This is a genomic window from Duganella sp. sic0402 (assembly GCF_019219065.1).
Taxonomy (GTDB): Bacteria; Pseudomonadota; Gammaproteobacteria; order Burkholderiales; family Burkholderiaceae_D; genus Rugamonas.
In genome coordinates, this window is record NZ_JAHUWK010000002.1 from 722080 (window position 1) to 742370 (window position 20291).

Genomic DNA, 20291 nt, shown 5'->3' on the forward strand with positions numbered 1-20291 from the left:
GAGCGCACATGGCCAAGTTCTTTATCGACCGCCCGGTGTTTGCGTGGGTGATCGCCCTGTTCATCCTGCTGGGCGGGATGCTGGCGATTAGCGTGCTGCCGGTGTCGCAGTATCCGACCATCGCCCCGCCGTCGATTGTCGTCACCGCCAACTATCCTGGCGCCACCGCGCAAATTCTCGATGACGCGGTCACCAGCGTCATCGAACAGGAAATGAACGGCGCCGATGGCCTGCAATACGTCGAGGCGCAAAGCGAGGCCAATGGCTCGGTCAACATCACCGTCACCTTTATCCCCGGCACCAATCCGGACCTGGCGGCAGTGGATGTGCAGAACCGCATCAAGCGGGTGGAATCGCGGCTGCCGGCCGCCGTCACGCAGCAGGGGGTGCAGGTCAACAAGGCGCGCTCCAACATCCTGATGTTTGTCGGCCTGACCTCCACCGACGGCCGGCTCGATCCGACCGGTCTGGGCGACTACATGGCGCGCAACGTGGTCAATGAAATCAAGCGCATTCCCGGTGTAGGCCAGGCGCAGCTGTTCGGCACCGAGCGCGCCATGCGCATCTGGATCGATCCGCAAAAACTGGTCGGCCTCAAACTGAATATGGCCGACGTGACCGCCGCCATCCGCGCGCAGAATGCGCAAGTCACGCCAGGCACGCTGGGCGATTTGCCGAGTCCCGCCAGCCAGTCCTACTCGGCGCCGATTGTGGTGACCGGCCAGCTGACCTCCACCACCGAATTCGCCAACATCGTGCTGCGCGCCAATCCCAATGGCTCGCTGGTGCGGCTCAAGGACGTGGCGCGGGTGGAAATGGGCGGCGCCAGCTTCAACACCAGCGCGCGGCTGAATGGCCAGCCCTTCTCCGCGCTGGCGGTGCAGCTGTCGCTGACCGGCAACGCGCTGCAAACCGCCACCGCCGTCAAGGCCAAGATGGAAGAACTGTCGAAGTACTTCCCGCCGGGCGTCAAGTACGAAGTCCCTTACGACACCTCGACCTTCGTCAAAATCTCGATTGAGGAAGTGGTCAAGACACTGCTGGAAGCCGTGCTGCTGGTGTTTCTGGTGATGTACCTGTTCCTGCAAAACATCCGCTACACGCTGATCCCGACCATCGTCGTCCCGGTGGCGCTGATGGGCACCTTCGCGGCGATGCAGCTGTTCGGCTTCTCCATCAACGTGCTGACCATGTTCGGCATGGTGCTGGCGATCGGCATCCTGGTCGATGACGCTATTGTGGTGGTGGAAAACGTCGAACGCATCATGAGCGAGGAAGGCCTGTCGCCGCGCGAGGCTACGCGCAAGGCCATGGACCAGATCACCGGGGCCATCATCGGCATCACGCTGGTGCTGGTGGCGGTGTTCATTCCCATGGCCTTCTTCGGTGGCGCGGTCGGCGCGATCTACCGGCAGTTCTCGCTGGCGATGGTATCAGCCATGCTGTTCTCCGCGCTGATGGCGCTGACGCTGACGCCGGCCTTGTGCGCGACCATGCTCAAGCCAGTGGAAGCGGGCCACCACCACGAGAAGAAAGGCTTCTTCGGCTGGTTCAACCGTAAGTTCGCCGTGACGGCGACTGGCTACCAGGGCATGATCGCCAACATCCTCAAACGCACCGGCCGCTACCTGATCATCTTCGCGCTGCTGTGCGGCGTGGTCGGCTGGCTGTATGTGAAGCTGCCGTCTTCGTTCCTGCCGAACGAGGATCAGGGCTACCTGGTCACCAATGTGCAGCTGCCGCCGGGCGCCTCGCTGGCGCGCACTCAGGCGGTGCTGTCGCAGATCGATCAGTACTACCGCAAGCAGGACGCGGTGGCGCGCACCATCGCGGTGGCGGGCTTCTCGTTCTCCGGCAGCGCGCAGAACGCCGGCCTGGTGTTCGTGCCGTTGAAGGACTGGAAAGAGCGCGGGCCGAACGACTCGGCGCAGGCGATTGCGCAGCGCGCGTTTGGTGCGCTGTCCGGCATTCCGGACGCGATCATCTTTCCGCTCAGTCCTCCGCCGATCCGTGAGCTAGGCAACGCCACCGGCATTACCGCGCGCCTGCAGGACCGCAGCGCGCAAGGCCACGACGCGCTGGTCGCCGCGCGCAATCAGCTGCTGGAACTGGCGGGCAAAAGCGCGGTGCTGAAAGGTGTGCGGCCGGAAGGCCTGGAAGATGCGCCGCAGCTGCGGGTCGAGATCGACCGCGAGAAAGCCAACGCGCTGGGCGTAGCCTTCGCCGATATCAACTCCATGATGTCCAGCGCACTGGGCTCGTCCTACGTGAACGACTTTACCAGCAGCGGACGCCAGCAGCGCGTCATCGTGCAGGCCGACGCGCCACGCAGACTGCAACCACAGGACATCCTGCAACTGAATGTGCGCAGCGCCAGCGGTGCGATGGTGCCGTTTTCCTCGTTCGCCTCGTCGCGCTGGATACAAGGGCCGGTACAACTGGTGCGCTACAACGGCTATCCGGCGATCAAGCTGACCGGCGACGCCGCGCCCGGCCGCTCCACCGGCGAAGCGATGGCGGAGCTGGAGCGCCTGGCGCAGCAACTGCCGCCGGGCTTCGGCATCGAATGGACCGGCCAGTCGCTGGAAGAAAAAACTTCCGGCTCGCAGGCGCCGATGCTGTTCGCGCTGTCGCTGCTGGCCGCCTTCCTGGTGCTGGCGGCCTTGTATGAAAGCGAATCGATCCCGATAGCGGTGCTGCTGGTGGTGCCGCTCGGCGTGCTGGGTGCGCTGCTGGGCGCGCATATGCGCAGCCTGCCGAACGACGTCTACTTCAAGGTTGGCCTGATTGCGATTATCGGCCTGTCGGCCAAGAACGCCATTCTGATCATCGAGTTTGCCAAAGACCTGCAAGCACAAGGCAAAGGTCTGATCGAAGCGACGCTGGAAGCGGTGCACCTGCGCTTCCGCCCCATCATCATGACTTCGCTGGCCTTCATCCTCGGCGTGCTGCCGCTGGTGATCGCCACCGGCGCGGGTTCGGCCAGCCAGCGCGCCATCGGCACCGGCGTGATGGGCGGGATGATCACCGCTACCGTGCTGGCGGTCTTCCTCGTGCCGGTGTTCTTTGTGGTGGTGCGCCGCATCTTCAAGGGCAGCGAGCGTCAACGCAAGCTGGCCGCACATGAACTGAACGACAAAAACCATGAAACCTTCGATTAAGCCCGCCGCCCTGCTCGGCGCCGCCGCGCTGCTGTCCGCCTGCTCGATGGCGCCAACCTATGAGCGTCCGGCAGCGCCGGTCGCCGCCACCTTCCCGTCCGACAGTGCCGGCGCCGGCGCGCGCACCAGCGTACCGGTGCCGCTGCCGGCCAATGCGCGTTCCGCCGTCGATACCGGCTGGCGCGACTACTTCACCGATGCGCGCCTACAGCAATTGATCGGCACCGCACTGGAAAACAACCGCGACCTGCGCACGGCGGCGCTGCGCATTGAAGAAGCGCGCGCCCAGTACAACGTACAGTCCGCCGACCTGCTGCCGAACCTGAATGCCAGCGCCGGCGTCACACGCGCCAAAACGCCGGCCTTCTTGTCTTCATCAGGCCAGAGCACCATCGGCAAGCGTTACGATGTGGGCATATCGGTGTCCTCGTTTGAACTGGACTTCTTCGGCCGCGTCAAAAGCCTGAACGACGCCGCGCTGGCAAGCTACCTCGCCACCGAAGAAGCGCGCCAGGCTGCCCAGATCGCGCTGGTTGCGCAAGTAGCGCAGGCCTACTACACCGAGCGCGCCTATGCCGAGCAATACACACTGGCGCAGCAAACCTACGAGGCGCGCGCCCGCACCTACAACCTGACGCAGCAACGCGCCGAAGCAGGCGCCTCGTCGCGGCTGGACCTGCGTTCGAATGAAACGCTGATGGAAACCGCCCGCGCCTCGGCACTCACGCTGGCCCGCCAGCGCGCGCAAGCAGAGAACGCGCTCACACTATTAGTCGGCCAGCAGCTTAACGGCACATCCGGCGGCGGCGGCCCGGCATCAACGACGACCGCGCCAATGACGGCCGCGGGCGGCATGCCCAACGACCAGCAGCTCGATACGCTGAGCGCCCTGCCCGCCGGTCTGCCATCCGAACTGCTGATGCGCCGCCCCGACATCCGCGCCGCCGAGCAGCGCCTGAAAGCCGCCAACGCCAACATCGGCGCCGCGCGCGCCGCCTTCTTCCCGCGCATCGGCCTCACGGCGGCAGTCGGCAGCAGCAGCCCGGCCTTGCACGGCCTGTTCGACAGCGGCTCCGGTAGCTGGTCCTTCGCGCCGCAACTGACCTTGCCGATCTTCGACGCGGGCCGCAACAGCGCCAACCTGACGCTCAGCGAGGTCCGCAAAAACATCGCCGTCGCCGACTACGAAAAAACTATCCAGACCGCATTCCGCGAAGTAGCGGACGCGCTGGCCGCACGCGACTACCTGGGCGAACAGGTAAACGCCCAGCGCGCCGTGCAGGATGCGCAGGCCGACCGCCTGCGGCTGCTGCAACTGCGCTTCGACAACGGCGTTGCCAGCTCGCTGGACGTGCTGGACGCGCAACGCGAACTATTCAGCGCCCAGCAATCGCTGGTGCAAGCGCGCCTGCTGCGCACCACCACCGCCATCGACCTGTATCGCACACTTGGCGGCGGCGTGAAGTAAAATCAGTGGCATGACTTCACCCATCACCATCCGCCTCGGCCAGCGCGCCAGCCAGCGCATTGCCGCCGAGGGCGTGCAGGCTGCCGATATCGCGATTGTTCCCGCCGCTGCCGGCGGCCCCAAGGGCCTGATCCTGAATGGCCTGGATTGCTGGATGTTCGGCGAGTTCTTCCGCAACGCACCGCGCCAGCGCAAACTGATAGGCGCGTCGATCGGCGCCTGGCGCATGGCCGCTGCCGCATTCGATGAGCCGGTCGCGGCGCACAAGCGTCTGGCGCGGCTGTACGCCGGCCAGCGCTATCCGGACAAGGTGACGCCGGCCTACGTCTCGCAAACCTGCCGCACACTGCTCGACGAACTGCTGGACGGCCGTGGCACCGAAGTGCTGCACCATCCGCAACATCAGGTGTCCATCATCACCGCACGCGGCATCGGCGCGCTGGCTGGCGCACAAGGCGCGCGCTGGCGCGAAATGGCCTGCTTCCTGCTGGCCGCCGCCGGCAACGCGCTGTCGCGCAAGCGTTTGGCGGCGTCGATGGAGCGCGTGATCTTCCACAATCAGCACGACCATGCGGGCTGGCTGCGCGAGGATTTCGACGCCTTCGCCAACCATTTCGTCAGCCTGTCGCCGGACAATCTGCGCGATGCACTGCTGGCCTCAGGCTCAATTCCGCTGGTGCTGGAAGCCGTGACCAATATCGCCGGCGCACCCGGCGGCGCTTACTGGGACGGCGGCCTGATCGACTATCACCTGCACCTGCCCTACCAGCGCGATCCCGGCCTGGTGCTGTACCCGCACTTCAGCGATTACATCGTGCCCGGCTGGCTGGACAAGTCGATGCCGTGGCGCCGCGCGCGCGATCAGGCGCTGGACAATATGATCCTGGTGTCGCCGTCCGCCGATTTCGTGCGTTCACTCCCCAACGCCAAACTGCCCGACCGCAAAGACTTCCATGTCTACGGCCAGGACCACGACCGCCGCAACCGCGACTGGCTGAAGGCGATCGGCGAAAGCGAACGCATGGCCGAGGCCTTCGCCCGCTGGTGCGAGAAACCGGACCTCAAGCTGGCCGCCAGCTTTTAACTGTTCCCAATCAGCAACAGACCGCACACTTCGCCAGCAGACAGGCGCATACTTGACTCCCGCTTTCTTGTTGGGAGTGATGATCATGAATGTGTTGTCGCAGATGCGCATCGGAACCCGTCTATCCATCGGATTTGCCGTGGTGCTATTACTGGCAATATTGGCTACCTCGGTGGCGCTGGTCAACGCCCGCACCACCGCGCAAGCCACGCGCGATATGATGGAGAAGCCGCTGGCCAAGGAGCGCCTCGTCTCCGACTGGTATGTGCTGCTGTATTCCGCCGTGGCCCGCACCGAACTGATTGCACGCAGCAAGGACGAAACCCTGCCCACCGTGTTTGCCGACGTGATCGCCGCCAGCAGCAAGCGCGGCGCCGAATTAATGGGGCAGGTGAAGGAGCTGATCACCAGCGACGAGGAACGCGCGCTGTTTGACGAAGTGACCACATTGCGCAATGTATATCAGAAGGCGAAGACCGATGTCGGCAACGTCCGCAAGACCGGTGATGATGCCGCTGTCGACGCGCTGTTCAAGGGCACTTTCGTGCCGGCCGCCAAAGCCTATCAGGGCAAGGTCAGCGAGCTGCTGGCACACCAGCGCAAGGGCATCGACGATACCGCGCACGCCATCGACGCCGCCAACAGCCGCGCCAATACGCTGCTGATGCTGCTGGCTGCGCTGATGGTGGCCATCGGCTCGCTGGCCGCGTGGGTTATTTCACGCTCGATCACGGTGCCGCTGAAGTCGGCCGTGGACATCGCCGCCACCGTGGCCAACGGCGACCTGACCACGCAATTCTCATCGCAGCACAATAAAGATGAAATCGGCGATCTGATGGTCGCCTTGCGCGGCATGAACGACGCTCTGCGCAATGTGGTGAGTCAGGTGCAGACCGGCACCAGTACCATCGCCACCGCTTCCAACGAAATCGCTTCCGGCAATATGGACCTGTCGCAGCGCACCGAAGAGCAAGCCAGCTCGCTGGAGGAAACCGCGTCGTCGATGGAAGAATTGACGTCCACCGTGCGCCAGAATGCCGAGAACGCGCGCCAGGCCAATCAGTTGGCGCATGCCGCGTCCGAGGTGGCGGAAAAAGGCGGCGCCATTGTCGGCCAGGTGGTCAACACCATGGGCTCGATCAATGATTCCTCGCGCAAGATCTTCGACATCATCAGCGTGATCGACGGCATCGCGTTCCAGACCAATATCCTGGCGCTGAATGCGGCGGTGGAAGCGGCGCGCGCCGGTGAACAGGGTCGCGGCTTTGCGGTGGTGGCGTCCGAGGTGCGCAATCTGGCGCAACGCTCGGCCGGTGCGGCCAAGGAAATCAAGGAATTGATCGGCAACTCGGTCGAACAAGTGGATATCGGCTCGAAGCTGGTGCAGCAGGCCGGCAGCACCATGGGCGATGTGGTGTCCAGCGTGCGCCGCGTTACCGACATCATGGGCGAGATTACCTCGGCCAGCAGCGAGCAAAGCATCGGCATCGATCAGGTCAACATCGCCATCGGCCAGATGGATAGCGTGACGCAGCAGAACGCTGCGCTGGTGGAGCAAGCCGCTGCTGCTGCGGCCAGCATGCAGGAGCAGGCGTCACGGCTGGCCGATGTGGCCGCGTCATTCAAGCTGGGTCACGAAGGCGTGCATGGCGCGACGCCAGCGCCAGCACCGGTGAAGCGCCCTGCCGCGCCAGTCAAACGGCTGGGTTCTAAGCTTTCAAGAACATCTCTTGCAGGTCGTTGAGGAAGCGCTGGCCTAGCTCAGTGGGCTTGATCAGTTTGTAGTCGCGGTACAGCAGCCCCTTGGCCTCTGCCGCGTTCAGCTGCTGATCGATGGCGTTGATGCTCATGCCGGTGCGCTCGCTGAACAGATTGGGATCGAAGCCGCCGTGCAGGCGCAGCGTGTTGAGCATGAACTCGAAGCCCATGTCCTCGCGCTGGATCTCGTACTCTTCCTGAATCGGCGCGCCCAGCTTCACCTGTTCCATATAGGCTTTCGGCTGCTTGTAGCGCGCCTGGCGCAGGATGCGGTGCGGGAACGACAGCTTGGAGTGCGCGCCCGCACCGATGCCGAGGTAGTCGCCGAACTCCCAGTAATTCAGGTTGTGGCGTGCGCGCTTGCCTTCTTTGGCGTAAGCCGAAATCTCATACTGGCCATAGCCGTTGGCGGCGGTCAGCCCGGCGATCATGTCTTGCATGTCGGCGCTGGCGTCGTCGTCCGGCAGCGCCGGCGGATACTTGGCGAACAGCGTGTTCGGCTCCATCGTCAGATGGTACAGCGACAGGTGCGGCGGCTTGAACGACATCGCCGTTTCCACATCGGCGCGCGCTTCTTCCAGCGTCTGCGATGGCAGCGCGTACATCAGGTCCAGGTTGAAGTTGTCGAAGTTGGCGACCGCGATATCCACCGCGCGCCTGGCTTCATCGCCGTCATGGATGCGGCCCAAGGCCTTCAGGTGGCGCTGGTTGAAACTCTGAATGCCGATCGACAGGCGGTTGACGCCGCTGGCGCGGTAAGACTTGAACTTCTCCGCCTCGAAGGTGCCGGGATTGGCTTCCATCGTGATCTCGCAGTCGCTGTCCAGCGGCAGCAAGGTGCGCACGTCGGACAGCAGACGGTCCAGCCCCGCAGCCGACATCAGGCTGGGCGTACCGCCGCCGATGAAGATGGTGTAGATCTTGCGCCCCCAAATCAGCGGCAAGGCCTGTTCCAGATCGGCGCGCACCGCGTCCAGGTATTCCTGTTCGGGGAAGCCGCCGCCGTCTTTTGCTTCGTGCGAATTGAAATCGCAGTACGGGCATTTACGCACGCACCACGGGAAATGGATGTACAGCGACAGCGGCGGCAGCGCGGTCAGATTCAGCGCGCCGCCTTGCAGGTATTTCGCAGCGACGCCGGCGGCTTCGCTGATGTCGGCCGCTGGCTTGGTTTTACCCTGCGTGCTGGCGCCGACGATTTTAATCGGGATCATTTCAGTTTCTCTACCAATGCGCGCAATGCCTGGCCGCGATGCGACAAGGCGTTTTTCTGTTCCGGCGCCAGCTCGGCCACGCACTTGTCCAGCGAAGGAATGAAGAAGTACGGGTCGTAGCCAAAGCCGCCTTCGCCGCGCGGCGTGTCCACCATCACGCCATTCCAGCGACCGTCGGCGATGATGGGCTGCGGATCGTCGGCGTGGCGCACGAACACCAGCACGCAGTAGTAGTACGCGGACTTGTCTTCATGCCTGGCCAGTTCGGCGATCATTTTTTCGTTGTTGCGGGCGTCCGATTTCGGCTCGCCGGCGAAACGTGCGGAGTAGACGCCGGGCGCGCCGCCCAGTGCGTTAACACAGACGCCGGAGTCGTCGGCCAGCGCCGGCAAGCCGGTGATGCGCGCCGCATGACGCGCCTTTTGCAGTGCATTTTCGACAAAGGTGTGAAAAGGTTCATCCGCTTCAGGGACGTCGTATTCGCCCTGTGCGTGCACCGAGAAGCCGACGGTGGACAGGAGTTCGTTGAACTCCTTCAGTTTGCCTTTGTTATTGGAGGCGAGTATCAGTCGTTGAGTCATGGCGTATTTTACCCCGCGATGCCCAGCGCCTGTTTTTGCAGCTTGACCAGGTCGGCGATACCGGCCTGCGCCAGATCCAGCAGGCGGTTCATGCCAGCGCGGTCAAACGCCGCGCCTTCGGCCGTGCCCTGCACTTCGATGAAGTGGCCGGCGTCGGTCATCACCACATTCATGTCGGTGTCGCAGCCCGAGTCTTCAATATAGTCCAGATCCAGCACCGGCATGCCCTGATACACGCCGACCGAGATCGCCGCCACGAAGTGCTTCAGCGGGATCTCGGCGATCAGGCCGCGCGCCTTCAGCTTGGAGAAGGCGTCATACGCCGCCACCATGGCACCGGTGATCGACGCGGTGCGGGTGCCGCCGTCTGCCTGGATCACGTCGCAATCCAGATGCAGCGTGCGCTCGCCGAAAGCTTCCAGGTCGAACGCGGCGCGCAGCGAGCGGCCGATCAGGCGCTGGATTTCCTGGGTGCGGCCAGACTGCTTGCCCTTGGCTGCTTCGCGGTCCATGCGGCTGTGGGTGGAGCGCGGCAGCATGCCGTATTCGGCGGTCAGCCAGCCCTGGCCTTTGCCCTTCAAAAAGCCTGGTACTTTTTCCTCGATGCTGGCGGTGCAGATCACCTTGGTGTCGCCGCATTCGATCAGCACCGAACCTTCGGCGTGCTTGGTGTAGTCGCGGGTCAGGCGCAGGGTGCGCAGCGCGTCGACCGGGCGGCCGCTTGGACGGGATACAAAAGTCATACAGTTCCTTATTTGAGTATGTGCGAGGATTTCTCTATCGCCCCGCGGATCTCCGCGATGGCTTTTTCTATTTCGTCTTCATCGAAGGCGTCGATGTTTTCCGGTGGCGCCTGCGGCGGCGTGTCGCGGATGCTGGTGCTGTGCAGGCCGTCCGGCAGCGCTTCGGTCGTGACCGTGGCCGAGCTGTCCGCAGTGCTGCTGCTGTCCACCGAGCCGCCCTGCCAGCGGATGGCCAGCGCGGTGACATTGTCGCTGATGTCGCCGGCGGCCTGCAGCGCGGCCTGCAGTATATCCGGTACGGCGCGCGCCACGCTCTGCGCGTGCAGGCGGCGCGCCAATTCCTGGTCCGGCAGCATAGACCACAAACCGTCGGAGCACAACAGCACCAGATCGCCCGGCAGCATGCCGGCGCCGCTGCCCATGTCCACCTTGGGCGGGGTGTCCGCGCCCAGGCAGTTATACAGCTTGTTGCGGTCCGGATGGGTGGCGCGCTCGGAGGGCAGCGCCAGGCCCTTGGCAATCAGGCTTTCGACATGCGAATGATCGCGCGTGCGGGCCAGGATCTGGCCGTCGCGCATCCAGTACAGGCGCGAGTCGCCGCAATGGGCCCAGCTGGCGGTGTTGTGCTGGATCAGGCAGGCGACGATGGTGGTGCGCGGCGCTTCCGGCATCTGGTGCGCGATGCGGTAGGCGTGGATATCGTGGTGCGCCGCCAGCAAGGCCGCTTCCAGAAAGCGCTGCGGCTTTTTGACGCAGGGTTGCGCCTGTTGCTGGAACAGCGTGGCGATCGTCTTTAACGCCACGCTGGCCGCCGCCTCGCCGCGCAAATGGCCGCCCATGCCGTCGGCCAGCACCAGCAGCAGCGCGTCGCGCGTGAAGCTGTAGCCCATGCGATCCTGATTCACCTTGCGGCCGCCAATGTGACTTTCCTGGTACACGGAGAATTGCATGCTCTGTCCTCGCGAGTGTCAAATAAGCGTGTCCGGCCCTGCCTTGGCGCGTTTGCCGCCGCCCAGCCGTCCGGCCAGGCCGCGCAGCTTGTCCAGCAGCGTCGGTGGTGCGGGTGCGGGCAGCGGCGCCGGCGCGGTCGCCTGCAGCACTTTCTGTAGCGCGAACAGGCTTTGCGGACGGTCCAGCGGCTCCACCTCCAGACACCAGCGCAGCAGCTTGATCAGCTCCGGCGAATACTGGTCTTGCAGCTTGTCGAAATGGCTGGCCATTTTATCCTCGGTCTTGCGCTGGTCGGCCGGCTGCGGCGGCGAGCCGACCATGCAGGCGAATATCGAGGCACCGATGCTGTAGATATCGGTCCACGGCCCCAGGCCGGTGCGGTCGTACAGTTCGGGCGGGGCAAAGCCAGGCGTGTACATTGGCGTCAGCGTCGGCATGTCGGTGTTGACAGTCTGGCGAGCCGCGCCGAAGTCGAGCAGCATCGGCGTGCCGTCGGTGCGCAGATAGATGTTGGCTGGCTTCAGGTCCAGGTGCAGCAGCTTGCTGGCGTGGACTTCGCGCAGTCCCTGCACCACTTGGGTAAAGATGGCGCGGATAAAAAGTTCACCTACTTTAACGCCACTGGCGCGCTGCTGCTGGACATGCTCTTGCAGCGAGTGGCCGGATTCGTAGGCCATCACCATATACACCGTGTCGTTGGCGCGGAAGAAGTTGAGTACGCTGACCACATTCGGGTGCGAAATGCGGGCCAGCGCCCGGCCTTCCTCGAAAAAACACTTGAGGCCGATGCGGAACACCGGCAAGTGGGCTGGCGCAATGGACGGGACCAGTTGCCCCTCCTGCCGCAGCGCCAGCGAACTCGGTAAATACTCCTTGATGGCGACCGTCACGCCCTCGGTATCGTATGCCAGGTAAACAATACTGAACCCACCGGACGCAATTTTCTTTACAATGCGATATCCAGCAATTTCCAGACCATCTGGTAAGGGGGCGTTGTTCTGTGCAGCCATAAGGTTCCTCGCCTCGACAACCTGATTGTGTTGATAAATCACTGTTTTGTAAAGATTAAATCGGGGATATCCATTGAGCATTTCCAGCATGACGGGCTACGCTGTCGCCACAAGTGAGAGTGCGGCGGGAACACTGACTATTGAAATCAAGAGTGTCAATTCGCGATTTTTGGACCTACAGTTCCGAATAAACGACGATTTACGTGCACTTGAACCCGATTTACGCTCGGCGATCATGGGCGCCATCACGCGCGGCAAAGTGGAGCTACGGCTCAGCTTTGGGCGCAAGGCGGCCACCACCGGCACCCAGGCGCTGAATCTCCCATTATTAACCGAATTACAACGCCTGCAAGGCGAAGTCAGCGGCTTGTTCCCTGGCGTGCAAACGATGTCAGCCGCTGAACTGCTGCGCTGGCCGGGTGTGATCGAGGAAGCGCAGATCGGCCAGGAGTCGCTGCAAGCCGACGTGGCCGCCCTCGCCGCCCGCACCATCGAGGCGTTTGTGACCAGCCGCCAGCGTGAAGGCGCGGCGCTGGAGGCGATGCTGATCTCGCGGATCGAGGCGATGGAGGGCATCGTCAAGCGCATCACGCCGCTGATCCCGCAGGTAGTGGCGGCGTTCCAGCAAAAGGCGGTGGAGCGTATGCAGGATGCGCTGGGGCTGGCTTGCCAGGGATCGAATTCGGCCTTGTCGCGCCAGGATGCGCTGGAGCGGATACGCCAGGAGGTGATCCTGTACGGCATCCGCATCGACGTTGCGGAAGAGCTGGGCCGTTTGTCGGCGCACCTGACCGAGACGCGCCACATCCTGAAAAAAGGCGGCCAGGTCGGCAAGCGCCTGGACTTCATGATGCAGGAGCTGAACCGCGAAGCGAATACGCTGGGCGCCAAGGCTTCGGTCAAGGAGCTGGCCGATGCGTCGATGGAGCTGAAGCTGCTGATCGAGCAGATGCGCGAGCAGGTGCAGAATCTGGAATAAACAGGAAAGGAGCTTCGGCTCCTTTTTTTACACCTCGATTATCCACCCATATGCATAATGTTTTCGTTTTTAGCTGATTTATCCAGTAATGACGTAACGCTAAAGTAGAGCCATTCCAACTTCTACTGAAAGCGAAACAGCATGAAAACCCCAGCCCAATTACTCAACGCCTACCTCGACAACATCCAGAATCCAGCCGCTGCCGCAGCCTTGTTTGCAGAAGACGGCGTACTGGAATTGCCCTCGCTCGGTCCGAACGTGCGCGCGGTTGGCCCGCTCGCGATCGAAGCCTTCATCGGCGGCCTGTTGAAGAACGTGCCGGACTTCCGCTTCCACGACGTGCAGCTGTTCATCGAAACCGCCGACCAGGCTTTCGGCGAATACAGCGTCGAAGCCAAGGTTCTCTCGACCGGAAAACTGTACCAACAAACCTATGCCGGCCGGCTGGTGGCGAAAGACGGCAAGATCACGCTGCTGCGCGAAGCCCTCGACACCCTCGCCGCCGCCAAAGCCTTCAGCCCGGACTAACTAAAGCACCTGGTTCAGCTTGATGATCTGCACGTCGGCCTTGCCGCCGATGGTGGCGACCAGTTCCTGGAAGTGCGGCGTGGCTTCGTGTGCGGTCAGCACGGCCTGGTCGCGCCAGGCTTCCAGCATGACGAAGCTGGCGTGGTTGCCCAGGTCGACGTGCAGGTCGTAGCGGATGCAGCCGGCTTCGGCACGGCTCAGCGGCACGATCTTTTGCAGCGCCTCGCGCACCACTACTTCATTGCCTTCCTTGGCGGTGATGGTGGCGACGACGATCAGGTCTTTCATGGTATATCCCGGTGTAGACTGAAACCTCGATACTATCAGGAGACGCACAATGGCGCAGATACGGGCAGGAATTGGCGGCTGGGACTACGCGCCATGGCGCGGCACCTTCTACCCGGCCGATGTGCCGATCAAAAAACAGCTCGAATACGCCAGCACGCAAGTCACCAGCATCGAGATCAACGGCACTTTCTACCGCACCGCCAAACCCGAACACTTCGCCAGCTGGGCAGAAAAAACGCCGGACGATTTCGTGTTCTCGGTCAAGGCCACGCGCTACGCCACCAACCGCAAGGTGCTGGCCGAAGCCGGCGAGTCGATCGAGCGCTTCATCAGCAGCGGCCTGAGCGAACTGGGCGACAAGCTCGGCCCCATCCTGTGGCAGTTGGCCGCCACCAAACAATTCGATGCCGACGATATTGCAGCCTTCTTCAAACTGCTGCCAGCCAAGCTGGGCAAACGCAAGCTGCAGCATGTGCTGGATGCGCGCCACGACAGTTTTCTGTGCGACGACTACCTCGCGCTGGCGCGCAAGCACAAAGTGGCTACGGTCATCACCGACACGCCCAGGTTTCCACACTTTGCAGACCTCACCGGCGAGTTCGTCTACGCCCGCCTGATGGATGCCCAGAGCGACATCGACACCGGCTACAGCAAGCCAGCATTGAAGAAGTGGGCCAGGCAGGCCAAGGACTGGCAGGCGCAGGCGAAGTCCGGACAGGTCTACCTCTACTTCATCAACGGCGCCAAGGAGCGGGCGCCGGCGGCGGCGCAACACCTGCTGTCGCTGCTGTAAATTGAACTGCCGCCATTGCTCTTGGTAAAATACATCTTTGGGCGATGTAAAACGCGCCCGCTGACGTTTTTGAAAGATTCCCCATGAGCTCAAGCAAGGCATTTTCGGGCAGCCTGTTTGTCGTCGCCGCACCGTCCGGCGCCGGCAAGTCGACCCTGGTCAACGCGCTGCTGGCCAAGGAACCGGCCATCCAGCTGTCGATTTCCACCACCACCCGCGCGCCGCGTCCGGGCGAAACCCACGGCCAGCAGTATTACTTCACCACGGCCGAAGATTTCGTCGCGCGCGCCGAGCAAGGGGAGTTCCTGGAATGGGCCGAAGTACACGGCAACTATTACGGCACCTCGCGCCTGATGGTCGAGGAGCAGATGAAATCCGGCACCGATGTGTTGCTGGAAATCGACTGGCAAGGCGCCCGCCAGGTCAAGAAATTATTCCCGCAGGCGGCCGGCATTTTCATCCTGCCGCCATCGATCGCGGCATTGGAAGAGCGTCTGAACAAACGCGCCACCGACGAACCGCATGTGATCACCAAACGCCTGCTGGCGGCGGGTGGCGAAATCGCCCACGCTCCCGAGTTCGAGTATGCTATTATCAACGAAGAATTCGACGTCGCGCTGTCGGAATTGACCGCGATAGTCCGAGCGGCCCGTTGCCGGTTTGCGCAACAAGCGGCACGCAACGCCTCGCTCTTTGCCCAACTGGGCATCCACGCTGAATAAATACACAAGATTTTAGGAGTTTTAGATGGCCCGCATTACGATTGAAGATTGTCTGAAAAACGTACCGAACCGTTTCCAGCTGACCCTGGCCGCGACCTACCGCGCCCGCCAGCTGCTGCAAGGCCACACCCCGAAGGTGGAAGCCAAGGACAAGCCTACCGTGGTCGCCCTGCGTGAAATCGCAGCCGGCAAAGTCGGTCTGGAAATGCTGAAGAAAGTCCCAATGTAAGTTGGGCTGCGTTCCCTGAACATGTGAATGTGGTATGTTTTGGCAGTAGCTCGACATTCTCATCACCACGGAACGCACACGTATGAATCTGATCCCTGCCGATCCGACACTGAGTGGCAAGCCCGCCAGGGCGAAACGGCCGGCCAAAGCGCCGGCCAAAGCCACGTCTGAGTCCAGTGCAGGGGATGCCTCCATCGCCGTTCCACCCGCCTCGCCCCCCGTACCTCCCGTGATTTCCTCGTCGCCCCTGGCCACGCCGCCCGCCTTGACCGCCGGTGTTGCGTCGGTGTCCCATCTGACCGAAAAACTGGCCGAATACATGAGCGCCGCCGACCTGAAAAAGGTCAAGGAAGCGTATCGCTTCTCGGACGAAATGCACCTCGGACAGCTGCGCAAATCGGGCGAGCCTTACATCTCGCACCCGATCGCCGTGGCGGAAATCTGCGCCGACTGGAAGCTCGACGCGCAAGCCATCATGGCGGCGCTGCTGCACGATGTGATGGAAGACCAGGACGTCAAAAAGGACGAACTGATCGAGCGCTTCGGCGCGCCGGTGGCCAACCTGGTGGACGGCTTGTCGAAGCTGGAAAAAATCGAATTCCAGAGCCAGATCGAAGCGCAGGCGGAAAACTTCCGCAAGATGCTGCTGGCCATGGCCTCGGACGTGCGGGTGATCCTGATCAAGCTGGCCGACCGCCTGCACAATATGCGCACCATGGAAGTGATGAAGCCGGCCGCCAAGGCCCGCATCTCCAAGGAGACCATGGAAGTGTATGTGCCGATCGCGCACCGGCTCGGCCTGAACAATATCTACCGCGAGCTGCAAGACCTGTCGTTCGCCCACTTGTTCCCGCTGCGCTATCGCACCTTGGCCAAGGCGGTCAAGGCGGCGCGCGGCAACCGCCGCGAAGTGGTCACCAAGATCCTCGAATCGGTCAAGAACACGCTGTCGATGGCGAGTATCGAAGCGGAAGTCTACGGCCGCGAGAAAACGCTGTACGGCATCTACAAGAAAATGCGCAGCAAGCACCTGTCGTTCTCGCAGGTGCTGGACGTATACGGCTTCCGCGTGGTGGTCGACAGCTTCCCCAACTGCTACGTGGCGCTGGGGACACTGCACTCGCTGTACAAGCCAATGCCGGGCAAGTTCAAGGACTATATTGCGATCCGCAAGCTGAACGGCTACCAGTCGCTGCACACCACGCTGATCGGCCCTTACGGCACGCCGGTGGAATTCCAGATCCGCACCCAGGAAATGCACCGCACCGCCGAATCGGGCGTGGCGGCGCACTGGCTGTACAAGAATGGCGACGCGAATATGTCGGACCTGCAGCAGCGCACCCACGCGTGGCTGCAATCGCTGCTGGACATCCAGCAGCAGACCGGCGATTCGGCCGAGTTCCTGGAACACGTCAAGGTCGACCTGTTCCCGGATTCGGTGTATGTCTTTACGCCGAAATCGAAAATCATCGCGCTGCCGCGCGGCGCCACGCCGATCGACTTCGCGTATGCGATCCACACCGGCATCGGCGACCATACGGTATCGGTCACCATCAACAACGAACCGGCTTCGCTGCGCACCGAGCTGCGCAATGGCGACATCGTTGAAATCGTGACGGACTCGGCCTCACGTCCCAGCCCGAGCTGGCTGTCGTTTGTCCGCACCGGCAAGGCGCGTTCGGCGATCCGCCATCACCTGCGCACCATCAACCTGCCGGAATCGATCGCGCTGGGCGAGCAGTTGCTGGCGCAGGCCTTGAGTTCACTGGGCCTCAGTCCGGACCTGGAAGACTATCTGGTCGAAAAACTGCTGAAGGAATCCAGCGCCAAATCGCTGGACGAGCTGTATGCCGACATCGGCGTCGGCAAGCGTATGGCGGCCCTGGTGGCGCGGCATATCTTTGGCCTGCGCGGCGGCGAATCGGTTAGCACGCCGGTCGACCACAACAGCTCGGCCGAGCTGGACCCCGTCACCATCTGCGGCAGCGAAGGCGTGTCGGTGCAGCTGGCGCCGTGCTGCCTGCCGATACCGGGCGACGCGATCATCGGCCAACTGCGCCGCGATCAGGGCCTGTTGGTGCACACCTCCGATTGTACGCAGGCCAAGCGCCAGAAAGCCAAGGAGCCGGACCGCTGGATTGCGGTCAAGTGGGGCGCCGAGCTGAACCGCCGTTTCGACAGCCGCATCAAACTGCTGATCAACAACGAAAAAGGCATCCTGGCGCGGGTGGCGGCGGAGATCGGCGAGTCTGACGCCAACATCACTTATGTTGGCATGGATGAGGACAAGGACAATGTGCTGCACCAGTTGCGCTTCACGGTGCAGGTTAAGGACCGGGTGCATCTGGCGGGGCTGCTGCGCAACGTACGCCGCGTGGCCGGCGTCAACCGCATCTTGCGCGAGCGCAGCTGACCCCGCACAGCCAGGCGGGGTCTGACCCCGTACGGGGTCAGACCCCTAAGTGATAAGGCATGTGTATCGCTTAAGGTCGCGGGTTGGCTGCTCGAAAAAAACTATCCCCCAAAACCCCATTTTTATTCCCTGCCGCGCGAATTTCCGCGATTTGCATGGGGGTTAATGCTTCTTGAAATAATTTCAGATAAGCCTGCGTGCATCCCCAGCCGCAGGTACAGCGAATGCGGCGTCACCAACTCATCATGCCTGCCCTCGGCATTCGAGCGATAGCTCGACCACTTGTAGTTACCGGGAAACCGCGCAGCCCCATGCTGAGCCAGCTCAACGGGCTTCGTACCAGTAGGCTTTGTTGGACAGCGGGGTTTGTGGCGACAGTTGCGGGTTGTCGATGCGGAAGATGCGGCGCTTGCGCAGGCCGGTTTGCTCAATCATGCCGTCATAGAATTCATGAAACAGCTGGTCGAAGCGGCCGTCGGCGATCAATATCTGCATGCCGGCTTGCAGCCGCTGCGCCAGACGCCGCTGCTGGCCGCCGCCAACAAAAAAGTAGCGCGGCGACGGAATATACAACGCAAAACTGCGCTCCACACTCAGGCTCGGAAACGCCGGCGCATACGCGGCCTGCTCATACACCGCCTCGTCGATCGCGCGCGGAAAATGCTGGAAGCGCCCCGCCGCCAGCATGCTGTGCAGCCCGGCCGTGGTGCTGCCCTCGACCACATGAAATCCCGCCTGCTTGTAAGTGGCATTGAGACTCCACTGCCGCCCCGCGCCCAGTGTCAGGCTTTTCAACTGCTCCAGCGTGCGCGCCGCGCTGAACAGGTCCTGGTTGCGGCCATCGATCAGCGAAATCCGGTACGACGAAATTCCCTTGTCGACCGGTATCCGGACCGGCGTCAGCTTGTTTTCCCACTCGCGCGAGGTCACCTGTGCACTCAGATTGACCAGCTCGCCCTTCAGCATTTCCTGCAACAGCCGGTCGCGCTCCATGCGCAGCGGCGCCACGCGGAAGGTGTACGCGCCGTACTGTCCACGGGTGGCGTCCAGCGCGGCGGTGACCAGCTTCAGGATATGGCTGTCGCTGTAGCTGGATTTGCTGGAGTTCATGTCGATCATGTACTCATCGACCGCGCGCGCGGCGCCCTGCCAGCCCAGCAGCGCCAGCAGGCAGATGCACAGCTTAATCTGCCGACGGCGCAGGATAGCGCACCTCCAGGATATCCAGCTCCTCCACGCCGTGCGGCGCCTGGAAGCTGATGCTATCGCCCTCGCGCGCCTTGGTCAGCGCGCGCGCCACCGGCGCCACCCAGCTGATCTTGCCGTTCAGCGGGTCCAGCTCATCGATGCCGACAATGGTGATGGTGCGCTCCTCGCCATCCTGGTTGCTATAGGTGACCGTCGCGCCAAAGAAGATCTGGTCGCTGCCGTAATGCACGCTGGGATCGACGATGGCGGCGGAATCCATGCGCTTGGTCAGAAAGCGGATGCGGCGGTCGATCTCGCGCAGCCGCCGCTTGCCGTAGATGTAGTCGCCATTCTCCGAACGGTCGCCATTCGATGCGGCCCAGTGGACGATTTTCACCACCTCCGGCCGCTCCACGTCGATCAGTTGCAGCAGCTCGTCCTTGATGCGCTGATAGCCCTCGGGACGGATGTAATTCTTCGAGCCGGCCGGAATCGCCAACGCCAGCGCAGCGGCTTCCTCGTCGTCATCCTGGTCGCTCTCTTTGACAAATGCTTTGTTCATGCGGCCTATTGTAACGGCTTTCACGTATCATGCTTTGCAAGGAGTCTCCATGAGAATACTGCACCGTTTGCAACGCTGGCTGCTGGCGCCCCTGGTCTATCTGGCCGCGCTGCTGCTGTTGCTGGAAGACTGGCTATGGAATATCGGCGCGCGGCTGATGAACCGGCTGGCCCAGTGGCCGCCGCTGCACCGGCTGGAAGCGTGGATCTGCCGCCTCGGTCCGTACGCAGCGCTGGTGCTGTTCGTGCTGCCGGCCACGCTGTTGTTCCCGGTCAAGCTGCTGGCGCTGTGGGCGATGGCCAACGGCTACCCGCTGACCGGCCTCAGCGTGATCGTGCTGGCCAAGCTGGGCGGTGCGGCGGCGGTCGCACGGCTGTACCTGCTGACCCGGCCGGTGCTGATGAGCATCGTCTGGTTCGCCGCCCTGCTCGGCTGGTTCCTGGCGCTGAAAGAGCGCTGGATCGAAAAACTGCGCGCCACCCGCGTCTGGCGCAAGGCCGAAGCCTTGCGCGCCGCCGTGCGCCACTGGCGCCTGCATGCCGTGCCCCGCCCCGGCAGCTGGCTGGCACGCTTTCGCCGCCTGCTAAAGCGCTTCCGCAGCCGCTGGCGCACACGATAA

The 20291-nt window shown here is 62.8% G+C and carries 19 protein-coding genes; 11 read left to right on the forward strand and 8 right to left on the reverse strand.

The window, feature by feature from the left end; genetic code table 11:
- Positions 1–8: 8 nt before the first annotated feature.
- The 4 genes from KW842_RS08880 (at position 9) to KW842_RS08895 (ending at position 7457) form a co-directional block, all read left to right on the forward strand.
- Complete coding sequence (locus KW842_RS08880; RefSeq protein ID WP_218303706.1) at positions 9–3161, forward strand: efflux RND transporter permease subunit; 3153 nt, start codon at positions 9–11, stop codon at positions 3159–3161.
- Entirely contained in the window at positions 3145–4629 is a 1485-nt protein-coding gene (locus tag KW842_RS08885) for an efflux transporter outer membrane subunit (protein ID WP_218303707.1), read from the forward strand. The genes KW842_RS08880 and KW842_RS08885 overlap by 17 nt, the downstream gene beginning before the upstream one ends.
- A gap of 10 nt (positions 4630–4639) precedes the next feature.
- Positions 4640–5713, forward strand: a complete 1074-nt coding sequence (locus KW842_RS08890) for a patatin-like phospholipase family protein (RefSeq protein ID WP_218303708.1) — start codon at positions 4640–4642, stop codon at positions 5711–5713.
- Between the two features lie 85 nt (positions 5714–5798).
- Positions 5799–7457 (forward strand): methyl-accepting chemotaxis protein, encoded by a 1659-nt coding sequence (locus KW842_RS08895; RefSeq protein WP_218303709.1) that lies wholly within the window; start codon positions 5799–5801, stop codon positions 7455–7457.
- Here the strand turns inward: KW842_RS08895 and hemW are convergent.
- The 5 genes from hemW to KW842_RS08920 are packed head-to-tail and all read right to left on the reverse strand — an operon-like array spanning position 7423 to position 11970.
- Positions 7423–8685 (reverse strand): radical SAM family heme chaperone HemW, encoded by a 1263-nt coding sequence (hemW, locus tag KW842_RS08900; RefSeq protein ID WP_218303710.1) that lies wholly within the window; start codon positions 8683–8685, stop codon positions 7423–7425. The two genes, KW842_RS08895 and hemW, sit on opposite strands and share 35 nt — an antisense overlap.
- Positions 8682–9266 carry an RdgB/HAM1 family non-canonical purine NTP pyrophosphatase gene (gene rdgB / locus KW842_RS08905; RefSeq protein WP_218303711.1) on the reverse strand — a complete coding sequence of 195 codons (585 nt, stop codon included), beginning with the start codon at positions 9264–9266 and terminating at the stop codon, positions 8682–8684. Before rdgB ends, hemW begins: the two co-directional genes overlap by 4 nt.
- A gap of 8 nt (positions 9267–9274) precedes the next feature.
- Complete coding sequence (rph, locus tag KW842_RS08910; RefSeq protein WP_218303712.1) at positions 9275–10009, reverse strand: ribonuclease PH; 735 nt, start codon at positions 10007–10009, stop codon at positions 9275–9277.
- An 8-nt stretch (positions 10010–10017) separates the two neighbouring features.
- Entirely contained in the window at positions 10018–10959 is a 942-nt protein-coding gene (locus tag KW842_RS08915; protein ID WP_218303713.1) for a PP2C family serine/threonine-protein phosphatase, read from the reverse strand.
- An 18-nt stretch (positions 10960–10977) separates the two neighbouring features.
- Positions 10978–11970: a serine/threonine-protein kinase gene (locus KW842_RS08920; protein WP_218303714.1), complete on the reverse strand. Its 993-nt coding sequence runs from the start codon at positions 11968–11970 to the stop codon at positions 10978–10980.
- Between the two features lie 88 nt (positions 11971–12058).
- Between KW842_RS08920 and KW842_RS08925 the strand changes: the two genes are divergently transcribed.
- Positions 12059–12949, forward strand: coding sequence for a YicC/YloC family endoribonuclease (locus KW842_RS08925; RefSeq protein WP_218303715.1), 891 nt, complete (start codon positions 12059–12061; stop codon positions 12947–12949).
- A 141-nt stretch (positions 12950–13090) separates the two neighbouring features.
- Positions 13091–13477: a nuclear transport factor 2 family protein gene (locus tag KW842_RS08930; protein WP_218303716.1), complete on the forward strand. Its 387-nt coding sequence runs from the start codon at positions 13091–13093 to the stop codon at positions 13475–13477.
- Here KW842_RS08930 and KW842_RS08935 read toward each other — a convergent pair whose 3' ends face one another.
- Complete coding sequence (locus KW842_RS08935; RefSeq protein WP_218303717.1) at positions 13478–13765, reverse strand: putative quinol monooxygenase; 288 nt, start codon at positions 13763–13765, stop codon at positions 13478–13480.
- Positions 13766–13814: 49 nt separating this feature from the next.
- Between KW842_RS08935 and KW842_RS08940 the strand changes: the two genes are divergently transcribed.
- The 4 genes from KW842_RS08940 to KW842_RS08955 all read left to right on the forward strand — a co-directional run bounded on the left by KW842_RS08940 (position 13815) and on the right by KW842_RS08955 (position 17922).
- Positions 13815–14558 (forward strand): DUF72 domain-containing protein, encoded by a 744-nt coding sequence (locus tag KW842_RS08940; RefSeq protein ID WP_218303718.1) that lies wholly within the window; start codon positions 13815–13817, stop codon positions 14556–14558.
- A gap of 83 nt (positions 14559–14641) precedes the next feature.
- Positions 14642–15280 carry a guanylate kinase gene (gene gmk, locus KW842_RS08945; protein WP_218303719.1) on the forward strand — a complete coding sequence of 213 codons (639 nt, stop codon included), beginning with the start codon at positions 14642–14644 and terminating at the stop codon, positions 15278–15280.
- 25 nt (positions 15281–15305) lie between these two features.
- Positions 15306–15509 carry a DNA-directed RNA polymerase subunit omega gene (gene rpoZ / locus KW842_RS08950; RefSeq protein WP_005665923.1) on the forward strand — a complete coding sequence of 68 codons (204 nt, stop codon included), beginning with the start codon at positions 15306–15308 and terminating at the stop codon, positions 15507–15509.
- A gap of 82 nt (positions 15510–15591) precedes the next feature.
- Positions 15592–17922 (forward strand): bifunctional (p)ppGpp synthetase/guanosine-3',5'-bis(diphosphate) 3'-pyrophosphohydrolase, encoded by a 2331-nt coding sequence (locus KW842_RS08955; protein WP_218303720.1) that lies wholly within the window; start codon positions 15592–15594, stop codon positions 17920–17922.
- Positions 17923–18246: 324 nt separating this feature from the next.
- On the opposite strand, the gene KW842_RS08960 is transcribed toward KW842_RS08955, so the two are convergent.
- Together KW842_RS08960 and greB are read right to left on the reverse strand one after the other, a co-directional pair.
- Positions 18247–19041: a hypothetical protein gene (locus tag KW842_RS08960; RefSeq protein WP_229223569.1), complete on the reverse strand. Its 795-nt coding sequence runs from the start codon at positions 19039–19041 to the stop codon at positions 18247–18249.
- A 64-nt stretch (positions 19042–19105) separates the two neighbouring features.
- On the reverse strand, positions 19106–19672 hold the full coding sequence (greB, locus tag KW842_RS08965; protein WP_218303721.1) for a transcription elongation factor GreB: 567 nt from the start codon (positions 19670–19672) through the stop codon (positions 19106–19108).
- 49 nt (positions 19673–19721) lie between these two features.
- Between greB and KW842_RS08970 the strand changes: the two genes are divergently transcribed.
- The gene (locus KW842_RS08970) at positions 19722–20291 is read left to right on the forward strand and encodes a hypothetical protein (RefSeq protein ID WP_218303722.1); all 570 of its coding nucleotides are present in this window, start codon (positions 19722–19724) and stop codon (positions 20289–20291) included.

Bases quoted from the DNA above. Each gene is read 5' to 3' on its own strand.
- KW842_RS08880 (WP_218303706.1), top strand. From the start codon at position 9: ATGGCCAAGTTCTTTATCGACCGCCCGGTGTTTGCGTGGGTGATCGCC.
- KW842_RS08885 (WP_218303707.1), top strand. From the start codon at position 3,145: ATGAAACCTTCGATTAAGCCCGCCGCCCTGCTCGGCGCCGCCGCGCTG.
- KW842_RS08890 (WP_218303708.1), top strand. From the start codon at position 4,640: ATGACTTCACCCATCACCATCCGCCTCGGCCAGCGCGCCAGCCAGCGC.
- KW842_RS08895 (WP_218303709.1), top strand. From the start codon at position 5,799: ATGAATGTGTTGTCGCAGATGCGCATCGGAACCCGTCTATCCATCGGA.
- hemW (WP_218303710.1), bottom strand. From the start codon at position 8,685: ATGATCCCGATTAAAATCGTCGGCGCCAGCACGCAGGGTAAAACCAAG.
- rdgB (WP_218303711.1), bottom strand. From the start codon at position 9,266: ATGACTCAACGACTGATACTCGCCTCCAATAACAAAGGCAAACTGAAG.
- rph (WP_218303712.1), bottom strand. From the start codon at position 10,009: ATGACTTTTGTATCCCGTCCAAGCGGCCGCCCGGTCGACGCGCTGCGC.
- KW842_RS08915 (WP_218303713.1), bottom strand. From the start codon at position 10,959: ATGCAATTCTCCGTGTACCAGGAAAGTCACATTGGCGGCCGCAAGGTG.
- KW842_RS08920 (WP_218303714.1), bottom strand. From the start codon at position 11,970: ATGGCTGCACAGAACAACGCCCCCTTACCAGATGGTCTGGAAATTGCT.
- KW842_RS08925 (WP_218303715.1), top strand. From the start codon at position 12,059: ATGACGGGCTACGCTGTCGCCACAAGTGAGAGTGCGGCGGGAACACTG.
- KW842_RS08930 (WP_218303716.1), top strand. From the start codon at position 13,091: ATGAAAACCCCAGCCCAATTACTCAACGCCTACCTCGACAACATCCAG.
- KW842_RS08935 (WP_218303717.1), bottom strand. From the start codon at position 13,765: ATGAAAGACCTGATCGTCGTCGCCACCATCACCGCCAAGGAAGGCAAT.
- KW842_RS08940 (WP_218303718.1), top strand. From the start codon at position 13,815: ATGGCGCAGATACGGGCAGGAATTGGCGGCTGGGACTACGCGCCATGG.
- gmk (WP_218303719.1), top strand. From the start codon at position 14,642: ATGAGCTCAAGCAAGGCATTTTCGGGCAGCCTGTTTGTCGTCGCCGCA.
- rpoZ (WP_005665923.1), top strand. From the start codon at position 15,306: ATGGCCCGCATTACGATTGAAGATTGTCTGAAAAACGTACCGAACCGT.
- KW842_RS08955 (WP_218303720.1), top strand. From the start codon at position 15,592: ATGAATCTGATCCCTGCCGATCCGACACTGAGTGGCAAGCCCGCCAGG.
- KW842_RS08960 (WP_229223569.1), bottom strand. From the start codon at position 19,041: ATGATCGACATGAACTCCAGCAAATCCAGCTACAGCGACAGCCATATC.
- greB (WP_218303721.1), bottom strand. From the start codon at position 19,672: ATGAACAAAGCATTTGTCAAAGAGAGCGACCAGGATGACGACGAGGAA.
- KW842_RS08970 (WP_218303722.1), top strand. From the start codon at position 19,722: ATGAGAATACTGCACCGTTTGCAACGCTGGCTGCTGGCGCCCCTGGTC.